The sequence below is a fragment of the Fictibacillus sp. 7GRE50 genome (assembly GCF_015903875.1).
In the GTDB taxonomy this organism is placed as follows: Bacteria; Bacillota; Bacilli; order Bacillales; family Fictibacillaceae; genus Fictibacillus; species Fictibacillus phosphorivorans.
The window spans coordinates 285,104-296,829 of record NZ_JACZDW010000004.1 but is presented as its reverse complement, the minus strand read 5'-3'; the positions used below and the strand labels follow the sequence as shown (position 1 = coordinate 296,829).

Below are 11,726 nucleotides of genomic sequence, written 5' to 3'. Positions count from 1 at the left end.
AACAAGGACAGGTTATGAATGGGATTTACTTCCGCTAATTATTGGGAAGGAAAAAAACGCTGTTTTTGACCATGGCTTTTTTCGTAGTCTGTCAGTTCCATGAGAGCTTTTTCTTCAGCAGGTATCCGCACCCTTAACATGAAGATATTTAATACAGTGAAAAGGATAGCCGTAAAATAAGCACCAAAAATTAGTGGCATGACTAAGAGTTCCAAAGAGACAATCGTATAATTGGGATGTCTCATAAAACGATATGGACCTTTAGCTACTACATTCGCACCAGGTAATAGAATAATCTTCGTATTCCAAAACTCTCCTAAAGACGATATCGCCCATACACGAATCACTTGTGCCATTACAAACAGAAGAAATGGAACAATCCACCAGCTAGGCGGCTGTGCATTAAACACGTATACTTCTAAAAAGAAAACAACAAAGAACGCAACGTGCATAGACACCATCCACTTATAGTGATCACTCCCTGCTTCTACTGCGCCTTTACTCAAAAGCTTCTTTTCGTTAGATTTAGCGATCCTTACTTCTGCTAATCTCTGTATGATAAGAAAACCCCAAAATAGAAGAAACCAGTTCATCTATTTCCTCCATTCCACTAAAAGAAGTTCAGAAGAAAAACCTGGCCCTAATGCGGCCATCACACCTAGATCTCCTTCTTCTTTTGCAGTTTGCATAAAATTTTTCAAGACATAGAAAACAGTGGCAGATGACATATTTCCATTTTCCCTCAATACATCTCTTGAGATATCTGTTTTCGATAACGGAATCCCGAGCGCATCCACGTATGCTTGTAAGACTTTCTTTCCTCCAGGATGAGCGATGAAATGTTTAATCTGTTCTCCGACAAGCTGATTTCGGTTTAAGAACTCATCAACGTTCGGTTTGAGCCACGTTCGGATAACGTTTGGAATATCCCTTGAAAAGACAACATACAAACCTGTGTCCTTTACTTCCCACCCCATCACATCTTCAGAATGAGGCTTCAATGTGGACATCGTATCTTTTATGTAAGGTGATATTTCTGATGTTTTGCCAGTACCGGACTCATCACCGCATATTAGCGCACAAGCAACTCCATCGGCAAACAAGGATGTTCCTACTAAATTGCTCTTGGAAAGATCTTCGTGCTGAAATGTTAGTGAACAAAGTTCTACACTTAGAACGAGGACGTTTGATTTTGGATATGCTTTACAATAATCGTAAGCTCTAGAAAAACCTGATGCACCACCAGCACATCCTAATCCCCAGATGGGAATCCTCTTTGTATGTGATGAAAATGGGAGAATGTTCATGATTCTAGCTTCAATACTTGGAGTGGATAGCCCAGAACTCGAAATGTAGAAGATGGCATCAATATCTTCATAGGACACGTTGAGGCTTTGATCAGACAAGACCTTTTCGATACATTCTGCTCCTAAATTTGATGCAAAGTCTATGTATAAATCATTTTTCTCTTGAAAACTTCTTTTTTCCTTAAACCAATCTATAGGCATCGCGAAATAGCGTGACTCGATCTCACCATTCTGAAATACTTTGAGCAAACGTTCGATATCTGAAAACGCGTCTTGAAATAGATTTCGTGCAAAATCCATTGTTTGATCTTGAGAAAGTTTATGAGGGGGATTTATTGTTTCCACTGCTGCTATTCTTGGCAATTGATCTCTCTCCTTCGGCTGCATATCCTTTTTTAGTAATTTACCCTTAAATTGCCTTTTAAAACGGTAACTTAAAAAGATTACTCTGTTTTTAAGTAAACTTCTCAGTTGATGGAAGTAATTGATATCTACTCCAGGTTGCTTACTATCCATGCCACTTTGCGCCCCTCATATGGCAAACATTAAGCTCACACTTGCATAGGAAGAAAAAAATAAAAACAAAAAAACAGCCTAGATTGAATTTTAGGCTGTTTACTTTGTTATTTGTTTTAAAGTATTGAGATGTGAACTTAGCAACTCTTCGTTTGGTTGGATGAAGAGTTTTTTAAATTCTTCATAGTTGTTGATATAGCTCCGTTTGCGCTTTTGGTATGCCGGGTCCTTAAGCAATGCGGTGAGTGCTGCAATCTCTGTTATCTTATAGAATCTCAAGTAATCTTTCCAAAAGTCATGATGTGTTAATTCCTCTTGAAGTTTCTCTTCAAAATAACGTACATAAAGAAGATGAAAAGTTTGTATTTTTCCGTTACATTCATAGGTCACTTCTGAACGGTTAAAAAAATCCTCAGATGTATTCGGCTTTTCTTTTTCTAACTCCATACCATCAATATGCTGAATCAACAATGCATGACTCCCCCTTGTTATTCGTCAATAGATAGTGATTCCTGAAATTTTGAAAAGAACAGGTCTGCTTCTTGTTCTACATTCTCTTCCTGAATGTTCTCAGGAAGAGGAGGCAGCTCTTTTACACTTTGCAAACCAAAATGTTCTAGGAATGCTTTTGTTGTACCATACAATATAGCCCGTCCCGTTCCTTCTGCTCTTCCAACTTCTTTCACTAATCCTTTAGCAGATAGTGTCTGTAACGGTTTTTCCGTTTTTACACCTCTTACTTCTTCGATCTCTGACCTAGTAATTGGCTGTTTATAGGCAATGATCGCTAGTGTTTCAAGAGCAGCTTGAGAGAGTGTCGCATGACCAGGCGTTTCAACAAGACGCTCATAAAAGGCAGCATGTTCCGGTTTTGTTACAAATTGAAGGGATCCCGCATATTCAACAATAGACATCCCTCTTTCTGGTGAAGCATAACTTTGTTTCAACTCTTCGATGATGGGATCAAGTTCTTTGCTGTCGATCTCCAACACTTGAGCGATTTGTTTTCTGTCGATTCCTTCATCACCACTGACAAAAAGCAAACCCTCTACAATCGCTTTATATTCATTTCGTTCCAAATCGTATTACTCCTCTAACATCGTTATATAAATTTCACTAAAATGATCTTGTTGTTCGCAATTTATTGATTTAACTTTCATAAGTTCTAATATTGCAAGAAATGTAACAACAACATGTTCCCTAGTGCTCTTATCAAAAAGGTCTGTGAACTTTTTTCGTCCGCCTACAGAAAGAAGCGAGGATTTTATTTGTTCCATTCTTTTTTCGATCGGAATCTCTTGCCGTTCGATGGTCGTTTGTCTCGGTGCTCGCGTTACCTTTTCTTGAAAGACTTTTTGCATCGCCTGCAACATATCATACAGCGTTACGTTGGTCACCTGTTTTGCCGATTCTTCTTTCTCAAACTGTGAGAGGTCGGCAGGCTGCCGTGTGTATATTAAGCTTCTTGCTGATTCTCTTTCTTTAAGTTCATCAGCAGCATACTTGTACTTTCTATATTCAACGAGTCTTCTTACTAATTCATCTCTTGGGTCTTCTTCCATCTCGAGTTCCATCTGATTCTCAAAAAGCTCTTCTTCATGCTTTGGTAGCAGCATCTTGCTTTTAATGGCAAGAAGAGTAGCTGCCATAACTAAAAATTCACTTGCTACGTCCAGTTTTAGTTCTTTCATCGTATGTATATATTGAAGGTATTGCTCAGTTATGATGGCTACCGGGATATCATAAATATCCACTTCGTAGGTTTGTATCAAATGAAGCAGTAAGTCGAGCGGACCTTCAAATCCATCAAGCTTCACACTATATTGCATAACATTTCCCCAGTTTTTCAGCGATTTTGTATTATAAAATTATATCATATTTTGCGTGGTACGCGGCTTGTTTTTATTCATGCTATGCATATGGTAAACTTAAAGTCGAGCTTATTAAGGGGCGTGAACGACTAGTGACTTATCCAAAACCATGGATTGAATACTTGGTGCATTTTCATAGAGATCAAGATTACTTTGAGTGTCACGAAGTGCTTGAGGAGCATTGGAAGGACGAGGGCATGAAAGGCGATCTGTGGCCGGGACTGATTCAGCTTGCAGTGGCTCTTTATCACCATCGGCGTGGCAACAATAACGGAGCTAAACGAATGATCTTGAGTTGTAGAGTGAAGCTGCAAAAAGAAGAAGCAGCACTGAAAGAACTCGGAATAGAAGTTGAACCTTTTTTTGAACTACTCGATAAAAGCATACAAAAAATCGAGCAACAGCAACCTTTTGAGTCGATAGCTCTTCCACTGTCAACTGATCTATTGAACGTATGTTTATTAAAAGCTAGTGTGACTGAAGAAGAGTGGTCTTTAACAACTGGAGTGGATGAAAACATCGTTCATAAGCACTCTTTAAGAGACCGTTCTACGGTTATTGATGAACGAAATAGACAAAAACTCATGAAAAACAGAAATGTATAATTGCCTAAAACATAAAAAAAAGCTTCGGAGTAATCCGGAGCTTTTCTTATTTGGAACTTATTCTTCCCAAACTTTAACTTCTTTCATTACATCGCCTTGTTTAATACGAAGTACTGTTTCCAAACCTTCTGTAACTTGTCCAAAAACAGTATGAACACCGTTCAAGTGCGGCTGTGGCTCGTGTACGAGGAAGAATTGGCTTCCGCCTGTATCGCGGCCAGCATGCGCCATTGAAAGAGACCCCGCTACGTGCTTATGTGGGTTCCCTTCTGTTTCACAAGGAATAGAATAACCAGGGCCGCCAGCTCCAGTTCCTGTTGGATCTCCACCTTGAGCTACAAATCCAGGGATAACACGGTGGAACGTTACACCGTTGTAAAAGCCTTCGTTTGCAAGTTTTTCAAAGTTTTCTACTGTTCCAGGTGCTTCTTCTTGGTACAGATCAAATACAATTTTTTCGCCGTTTTCAAATTCAATTGAACCTTTTTTCATAAAAAACAGGCCTCCTTCTACTTCATTCAACTACCATTGTACGGTTAAATGTCTGCTCCGTAAACTAATTTACACAAAAACATTCGTTTTTAATGGAACATCATTCTTGATGAGGTCTTCATATGTTTCCCGCTTCACTACAAGCTGTTCTTCACCGTTCTCTACAAACACAACAGCTGGCCGCTGAATGCGATTATAATTGCTCGCCATACTATAACCGTAAGCTCCCGTACAGGAAACGGCTAATAAGTCGTTATCACAAACTTCAGGAAGTTCAATATCCCAGATTAACATGTCGCCACTCTCACAGCATTTTCCTGCGATTGAAACGGTTTGTGTTGGTTCTTCGTTCATCTTATTCGCTACGAATGCTTCATATTTAGCTTGATAGAGTGCAGGACGAATGTTATCTGTCATCCCACCATCAATGGACACATAATGCCTAACTCCTTCGATCTCTTTTTGAGAGCCGATTGAATAGATCGTCGTACCCGCATCACCTACGAGTGAACGTCCTGGTTCAATCCAAAGTTCAGGCAGATCTTTCCCTTCAAAGTGAATCATCTGTTTCTTCACTTCTTCAATCATGGCCGTAACGTATTGTTCAGGAGAAAGCGGTGTATCCTCTGACGTATATTGAATACCGAACCCGCCTCCAAGATTTACGACACTTGGAAAATAGTTAAAGTTTTCTTCCCACTTTTTAAAATGGCCGAACAACTTTTCAATCGCCAGAGTGAATCCTTCTGTTTCAAAGATTTGAGATCCAATATGACAATGAATCCCTAAAACGCGAAAGCCTTCAAATGCAAGTACTTCTTGAAGTGCTCTGTCTCCTTGACCATTCCCTAAATCAAATCCAAACTTAGAATCTTCCTGACCTGTAATGATGTAATCATGGGTATGGGCTTCAATTCCTGGAGTTAAACGCAGTAAGATGTCTACTTTTTTGCTAAGCTTGCTGCTCAGCATTTTTAATAAGGAGATCTCATGAAAGTTATCTACTACAATACAACCGACTCCAGCGGTAAGTGCAAATTCTAATTCTGCTAAGCTTTTGTTGTTTCCATGAAAATGTATTCTTTCAGGTGGAAATTCAGCTTGAAGTGCCGTATAAAGTTCTCCACCTGAAACTACATCCAGACTTAATCCTTCCTGTTCGATAAGCTGAAACATGGCGATGGAAGAAAAGGCTTTTGAGGCATATGCTACTTGATATCCTACCCCATTTTCCTCGAATGCTTTTTTAAAGCCTCTTGCTCTATTTTTTATCAAGGACAAATCATACAAATATAGCGGTGTTCCGTATTTTTTCGCTAGATCTACCGTATCTAAACCACCGATCCATAGATGTTGATTATCTCCAATTTTTGATGTTCCGTGTAAATTCACAAGTAATCCCCTCTCGTTGTTGATAGAGAATTCAATCCCGACAAATACAAAAGACAGCCGCAACTAAGGCAGGCTGTCAAAAACCGTACCCTCATGTCGGAATAGCTCTCCACTACAGTTGTAGTGACAGTCCGTTGCTTGTTCAGCAACGGCCCAGCATAAAAAGAGATGGAACTCTTTTTACACTTCGGCAAATTGACCTTTCAACATATTTCATCGTCATCCATGAACTCCATATGCTACTCATTCGTTTTGCGCCTCTACCTCATATGAGGCATATTTAATTAGTTATGAATTTAACACAATTTTCAACAATCAGCAAGGGACAGATTAATTAGTTGGCTGTTTTTTGGTGTTCTGCGGATGTACAATGCTAGGTCGAACTTTTGATAGCGGAACAGCTATTCGAACGACAATCTGTAGAAACGCTTTTGGATTAAACGGTAAGAGCGGCCACAAATAAGGTGTGTTCAAATTTTTGATCGTTGCCATATAGAGAACCAACAATGTGAATCCGATAATAAATCCTGGCACTTTAAACAACATAACCATCGCAATCAAGAAAAGCCGCAGGACTTTGTTTGCGATACTCAGCTCATAACTTGGTGTGGAGAAGGATCCGATCGCCGCTATCGCAACATATAGAATAACTTCAGGTACGAATAATCCTACATCTATTGCGATCTGCCCGATCAATACGGCTGCGATCAGACCCATGGCGGTCGATAGTGCACTCGGTGTATGGATGGCCGCGAGCCTTAAGATATCAATCCCGATCTCCGCAAAGATTATCTGAAGAAACAGTGGGATGTTCGTGTGTTTATTCGGACCGATAAAATCAATGAAAGGCGGTAATAATTGCTCTTCCATCGAAAACAAAAGCCACATCGGTACTAAGAATACTGAAGCCATCATACCTGTAAAGCGGGTCCATCTTAAAAAAGCACCTATAAATGGAGTCTGCCTAAACTCTTCTGCATGCTGTACGTGATGAAAGAGTGTAGTAGGTGTGATGATAACACTTGGCGATGTATCTGTGATGATTAATACATGACCTTCCATCAAGTGCTGTGCAGCAACATCTGGTCTTTCTGTATACCGGACTAAGGGAAACGGGTTCCAACCTTGTTTTACAATAAACTCTTCGATCGTCTTATCTGCCATTGGAATCCCGTCGATCTCAATAGAGTTAAGCTCTTTTCTAATAAGGTCAACGAGGCCGGGATCTGCCACATCTTGAATATAAGCGAGACATACATCCGTTTTAGAGCGTTCACCCACTTGAAGAATTTCGTGTCGTAATCGTTCATCTCGTATACGTCTTCTTGTAAGAGCAGTATTGATGATAATATTTTCCGTGTATCCATCACGGGCTCCCCTTACCACTTTCTCAATGTCCGGCTCTTCTGGTGATCTTCCTGGATAACTTCTTACATCCACAACAAATGCTTCTTCTTCTCCGTCAATGAATATAACGATCAGACCTGAAAGCATGCGGTCTACAGCTTCATCTAACGATTTCGTAATCTCTACTTGCTGATGTGCGAGATGATTATGTACAAGATCTTTTACTTTACTCGGTGCGCGATGACCATGATCCATATCCATTAGTTCGCGGTAGATCATGATGATGAACTCACTGTCGCAAAGTCCCGTACAATAATACAGCTGAAGTTCCTTTTTTAAGACAAAGATCTTTCTGACACCAACATCAAAACTCACACCAATACCCAAACGCTCTTTTAAAAACCTTTCCGTATCTTCAATGTTCTTACTAATCGGTGTTTTATTTTTTTCGGTTGCCAATTGATTCGCTCCTTTCTAAAATAAGTTGAATCGCTTTTACTGTAATTGGAGCTCCCTTTTCAACAGAATCAAAACCAGCCATTTTTCCGATATCCCCGACACCTACTATGAAAGGAAGGTTTAATTCATCGAGGATATAGACGGTGTCACCGTTAATCCTGCCTGTTTCAAGATCTGGAATTCCACTCTTATCAATACCGAACTCTGTTAGTTCTCCATATCGATCCATAGAACAGTGAACTTTTGTCCATTCTGTAAAATGCGTTTTGGAAGCTACGGCCACAGCACCAATCACATCAATATCTTTCTGCTGATGAATATATCTCATCGCTTGTTCTCCTGGACCTTCTCCTTTAAAACCACAGTCATCAAACATTACAAGTACAGGGTCATGTGGTGTTTTTCGGATCATCTCTACAAGCTCTATACCGCTTTTTCGTGTTGGATTTCCCCATGATTGTGATATACAGCGTCCTCCAACTTGTTTAGCCGCATGCTCTACGACTCGTAGTGCATACAGATCTCCATCCGTTATGAAAATGACCCGTTTTTTCACCATATGATCACCCCTTAGGTTCAAAGATGACTGCTACTAAAAATCCAAACAAAACAGCAGATGAGATTCCTGCAGATGTTAACTCAAAGATTCCCATGGCGATTCCGATAAAGCCATGTTCCTCTGCTGATGCCATCGCTCCGTGCAAAAGGGAGTGACCAAAACTGGTAATGGGAACAGTAGCTCCAGCTCCTGCAAATTTGATCAAGTTATCATAGATACCGAAAGCATCAAGAAGTGCCCCAATTACTACGAAGGAAGTCGTTACATGAGCCGGTGTCAGCTTCATTACATCCATCATCAGCTGGCCGACAACACAAATTGCTCCACCTACTAAAAACGCCCAAAAAAACTCCATCTTATTGTCCTCCTTCCGCTCGCTCTAAAACCACGCCGTGAGCAACCGTTGGAATACTTTCTTTTTGCTGAACCATTACCGGGTTTAATAATGCACCCGTTGCGACCATCAAGACTTTCTTTAGATTGCCTTTTCGAATCTCGTCTAAGATATATCCGTACGTAACGACTGCAGAACACGCACAGCCACTTCCTCCTGCAAAAACCTGTTGTCCGCTTCGATAGATCATCAATCCGCAATCTCGATGATTGTCTGACACATCATAACCTTGCTCTTTTAATAACATCTTAACGATCGGTGCACCGACTCCAGAAAGATCCCCTGTAGCGATTAAATCGTACTCATCAGGCTGAACATCCATCTCTTTAAAATGTGCCGCGATCGTGTCTGCAGCTGCAGGAGCCATCGCTGATCCCATATCAAAAGGATCTTTGATTCCTAAGTCCACTACTTTTCCAACAGTAGCCGATGTGATCTTTATATCTGAGACCTCTTTACTTACAAGTGCAGCACCTGCACCTGTTACGGTAAACGTAGCTGTATCTGGCTTTTGCCCGCCGTACTCAGTAGGATATCTAAACTGTCTTTCAGCAGTAGCATTGTGTGAGCTTACTGCAGCTACAATTCGATTCGCATACCCGCCATCTACTAAAGCTGCACCTAATGCTAAAGACTCCATCGAAGTTGAACATGCACCAAACACACCAAGGAACGGTATACCGTTTCCTCTAGCCGTGTAGTTTGACGAAACGATTTGGTTTAACAAGTCACCTGCCAACAAAAAGTTGATATCTTCTGGCTTCATCTTTACTTTGTGCAAACAAGCATTGATCGCATCTTCCATCAACTGACGTTCAGCAAGTTCCCAATTCTTTTGTCCGCAGTGAAGGTTGTTATACGTTTTATCAAAATAGCTGCCTAAAGGTCCTTCGCTTTCCATCGGACCTACTGCTGTGCCGGCCGCATTTAAGTAAATGTTATTTGCAAATTTCCATGTTTGTCTTCCTAATAAATTCATGCCTTCACTCCTTATGTCAAGTGCTGAAAGATGTAGCGGATCATACCGAAAATATAGGCAGATACAGCTCCAAATACGATAACAGCTCCAGCTAATTTGAAGAGATTTGTAGCCACTCCGAGTACTAGACCTTCACTTTTATGTTCTAATGCCGCACTCGTAACGGCGTTAGCGAATCCTGTTACCGGAACGACAGAACCTGCTCCAGCGAACTGACCGATCTTATCGTATACACCGAGTCCAGTTAATAGTGCTGCGATTAGAATGAGCGTAGCAACCGTCGGATTTCCCGCTGTTTCTTGCGTGAAGTTAAAGTAAGTCATATAGAACATTTGAATCGCTTGACCGATCGTGCAGATGATCCCACCTATTAAAAATGCTTTTAAACAATTTAAAACATACGGAGGTTTCGGCTGTATCGATTTAATTTTTTCGGCATATGCCTGCTGTTCTTCTTTTGTTGCCATCGTACAATCACATCCTTAATGATTAATGTAGTACATCCAATGAAACAAAGATCCCGAGATTTTCCCAAGTACAATTGCCATTAATATAATGATGATTTTCTCTCCAAATCCAACTCTTTTCGCAAGAATCGGGAGTACGTTCAATACTTCTGTTAACGCTGCGGCTAACATTCCAACAAAGATCCCCATAAATAAACCGATCGGTATAAGAAAGAAAGCAGAAAACCCAATTGAAGCGTTCTTTAGATTCATCCAACCGCCGATCACAGCACCTAAAATAATGCTTAACTCATAACCTCTAATATATCGATACGTTTTAGAGAGCTGCATCAGCCTTGGTACGATTCCAAGAACAGTGATTAAAGCCACAAGACCAGAGCCTACTGTGATTCCACCGCCAAAACCGATAAAAGCAATGAGCAATACTTTAATTCCCATTGATCTTTTTCTCTGTTTCTTTGTTTTCATGAACGATCACATACTGATCGAGGTCTTGTTGATAATTAAACATCTCAACTTCCAAAGGGCTTGGTTCTTCATTAAGTCTTTTTCGGAAAAGATGGTTAAAGAAAAGAATCATGCCTAGACCAAGACCGAACGAATATGGAATCTGAAGTAATAGAGGCTGCTCTTTATAATGCCCCGTTATCATGAAATAGATTTTTTGGTGAACAAGTTGCATGCTTACATCTTCATGAAAATTCATGATCGCGAGTGCCGAGCCTGTAAAAAGTAGAAGCCACACCAAGACAAAATACACTGGTGCCAGCTTTTTTTGTTGCATCTGAATCTCCAGAATCGATTGTGCAGGTCCGATAGTTTGAACATCTAATCCAGGGTTTTTCTTTTGAATCGTAGCGATCACACGCATGACATCGATCACAATCAAATGCTTATCTTCAGGGGTTACTTCGTGGATAATATATCCCTTGATGGCTTCTTCTAATTCATCAGATGCTACAATCTGTGCAACTTCTCCGATCGTGACTTTCTGATGCTGAATCACCTGTACACGTTGACGCATACGCAGGTATACGGTTTTATCCAATTTTCACTTCACCTCTTTCTAAGCGCATTTGTGTTTAGTATGCGATTATGGAATTCTTATCATGCTTCTCATGTAACAGCATCCAAAAACTACCACCATTTAATATATTCTTTGATGTATTTGAAAGTGGTTGATCTCCGTTTCAGGCGCTCCCTTTCCTCGGGGCGACCGTTGAGCCACTTGCCAGACTGTAGGAACTTTTTAGCATGTGTTAGCTTCTGTGTAATAAATTGAACGAAGACTCTTCATGTAACGCCTGAATATAAGGCTTTTTCTAAGCGATTAACTTA

The 11,726-nt window shown here is 40.4% G+C and carries 15 protein-coding genes and 1 riboswitch; of the genes, 1 reads left to right on the top strand and 14 read right to left on the bottom strand.

Annotated elements, in window-relative coordinates:
• Window positions 1-38 precede the first annotated feature (38 nt).
• The 5 genes from IHV12_RS16630 to IHV12_RS16610 form a co-directional block, all read right to left on the bottom strand.
• On the bottom strand, window positions 39-593 hold the full coding sequence (locus IHV12_RS16630) for an isoprenylcysteine carboxyl methyltransferase family protein (RefSeq protein ID WP_197191531.1): 555 nt from the start codon (window positions 591-593) through the stop codon (window positions 39-41).
• Complete coding sequence (locus IHV12_RS16625; protein ID WP_197191802.1) at window positions 594-1,670, bottom strand: type III polyketide synthase; 1,077 nt, start codon at window positions 1,668-1,670, stop codon at window positions 594-596.
• Between the two features lie 252 nt (window positions 1,671-1,922).
• Complete coding sequence (locus IHV12_RS16620) at window positions 1,923-2,270, bottom strand: hypothetical protein (protein ID WP_370568841.1); 348 nt, start codon at window positions 2,268-2,270, stop codon at window positions 1,923-1,925.
• A gap of 41 nt (window positions 2,271-2,311) precedes the next feature.
• Window positions 2,312-2,902: an SMC-Scp complex subunit ScpB gene (gene scpB / locus IHV12_RS16615; RefSeq protein WP_197191529.1), complete on the bottom strand. Its 591-nt coding sequence runs from the start codon at window positions 2,900-2,902 to the stop codon at window positions 2,312-2,314.
• 6 nt (window positions 2,903-2,908) lie between these two features.
• Window positions 2,909-3,652, bottom strand: coding sequence for a segregation/condensation protein A (locus IHV12_RS16610; protein ID WP_197191528.1), 744 nt, complete (start codon window positions 3,650-3,652; stop codon window positions 2,909-2,911).
• Between the two features lie 134 nt (window positions 3,653-3,786).
• Here IHV12_RS16610 and IHV12_RS16605 point away from each other — a divergent pair, with 134 nt between their 5' ends.
• Window positions 3,787-4,299: a DUF309 domain-containing protein gene (locus IHV12_RS16605; RefSeq protein ID WP_197191527.1), complete on the top strand. Its 513-nt coding sequence runs from the start codon at window positions 3,787-3,789 to the stop codon at window positions 4,297-4,299.
• Window positions 4,300-4,356: 57 nt separating this feature from the next.
• Here IHV12_RS16605 and IHV12_RS16600 read toward each other — a convergent pair whose 3' ends face one another.
• The 9 genes from IHV12_RS16600 to IHV12_RS16560 form a co-directional block, all read right to left on the bottom strand.
• Window positions 4,357-4,791 (bottom strand): peptidylprolyl isomerase, encoded by a 435-nt coding sequence (locus IHV12_RS16600; RefSeq protein WP_191753928.1) that lies wholly within the window; start codon window positions 4,789-4,791, stop codon window positions 4,357-4,359.
• Window positions 4,792-4,860: 69 nt separating this feature from the next.
• A complete protein-coding gene (lysA, locus tag IHV12_RS16595; protein ID WP_197191526.1) occupies window positions 4,861-6,183 on the bottom strand; it encodes a diaminopimelate decarboxylase in 1,323 nt (440 codons plus the stop codon).
• A gap of 94 nt (window positions 6,184-6,277) precedes the next feature.
• Window positions 6,278-6,454, bottom strand: a riboswitch (Lysine riboswitch).
• Between the two features lie 59 nt (window positions 6,455-6,513).
• Window positions 6,514-7,989 carry a spore germination protein gene (locus IHV12_RS16590; protein ID WP_137788997.1) on the bottom strand — a complete coding sequence of 492 codons (1,476 nt, stop codon included), beginning with the start codon at window positions 7,987-7,989 and terminating at the stop codon, window positions 6,514-6,516.
• Entirely contained in the window at window positions 7,970-8,548 is a 579-nt protein-coding gene (locus IHV12_RS16585) for a stage V sporulation protein AE (RefSeq protein ID WP_197130803.1), read from the bottom strand. The genes IHV12_RS16590 and IHV12_RS16585 overlap by 20 nt, the downstream gene beginning before the upstream one ends.
• A 4-nt stretch (window positions 8,549-8,552) precedes the next feature.
• The gene (gene spoVAE, locus IHV12_RS16580; protein WP_197130805.1) at window positions 8,553-8,903 is read right to left on the bottom strand and encodes a stage V sporulation protein AE; all 351 of its coding nucleotides are present in this window, start codon (window positions 8,901-8,903) and stop codon (window positions 8,553-8,555) included.
• A gap of 1 nt (window position 8,904) precedes the next feature.
• The gene (spoVAD, locus tag IHV12_RS16575; protein ID WP_144699277.1) at window positions 8,905-9,921 is read right to left on the bottom strand and encodes a stage V sporulation protein AD; all 1,017 of its coding nucleotides are present in this window, start codon (window positions 9,919-9,921) and stop codon (window positions 8,905-8,907) included.
• Window positions 9,922-9,932: 11 nt separating this feature from the next.
• The gene (spoVAC, locus tag IHV12_RS16570) at window positions 9,933-10,388 is read right to left on the bottom strand and encodes a stage V sporulation protein AC (RefSeq protein WP_197130807.1); all 456 of its coding nucleotides are present in this window, start codon (window positions 10,386-10,388) and stop codon (window positions 9,933-9,935) included.
• Between the two features lie 15 nt (window positions 10,389-10,403).
• A complete protein-coding gene (locus IHV12_RS16565) occupies window positions 10,404-10,826 on the bottom strand; it encodes a stage V sporulation protein AB (protein ID WP_197130810.1) in 423 nt (140 codons plus the stop codon).
• Window positions 10,816-11,436, bottom strand: coding sequence for a stage V sporulation protein AA (locus tag IHV12_RS16560; RefSeq protein ID WP_197130812.1), 621 nt, complete (start codon window positions 11,434-11,436; stop codon window positions 10,816-10,818). The genes IHV12_RS16565 and IHV12_RS16560 overlap by 11 nt, the downstream gene beginning before the upstream one ends.
• Window positions 11,437-11,726: the final 290 nt, after the last annotated feature.

What these genes read in the sequence shown, in the direction of transcription:
- IHV12_RS16565 (WP_197130810.1), bottom strand. Translation starts at nt 10,826, where the DNA reads ATGGGAATTAAAGTATTGCTCATTGCTTTTATCGGTTTTGGCGGTGGA.
- IHV12_RS16620 (WP_370568841.1), bottom strand. Translation starts at nt 2,270, where the DNA reads ATGGAGTTAGAAAAAGAAAAGCCGAATACATCTGAGGATTTTTTTAAC.
- spoVAC (WP_197130807.1), bottom strand. Translation starts at nt 10,388, where the DNA reads ATGGCAACAAAAGAAGAACAGCAGGCATATGCCGAAAAAATTAAATCG.
- IHV12_RS16600 (WP_191753928.1), bottom strand. Translation starts at nt 4,791, where the DNA reads ATGAAAAAAGGTTCAATTGAATTTGAAAACGGCGAAAAAATTGTATTT.
- IHV12_RS16630 (WP_197191531.1), bottom strand. Translation starts at nt 593, where the DNA reads ATGAACTGGTTTCTTCTATTTTGGGGTTTTCTTATCATACAGAGATTA.
- spoVAE (WP_197130805.1), bottom strand. Translation starts at nt 8,903, where the DNA reads ATGGAGTTTTTTTGGGCGTTTTTAGTAGGTGGAGCAATTTGTGTTGTC.
- IHV12_RS16610 (WP_197191528.1), bottom strand. Translation starts at nt 3,652, where the DNA reads ATGCAATATAGTGTGAAGCTTGATGGATTTGAAGGTCCGCTCGACTTA.
- IHV12_RS16585 (WP_197130803.1), bottom strand. Translation starts at nt 8,548, where the DNA reads ATGGTGAAAAAACGGGTCATTTTCATAACGGATGGAGATCTGTATGCA.
- spoVAD (WP_144699277.1), bottom strand. Translation starts at nt 9,921, where the DNA reads ATGAATTTATTAGGAAGACAAACATGGAAATTTGCAAATAACATTTAC.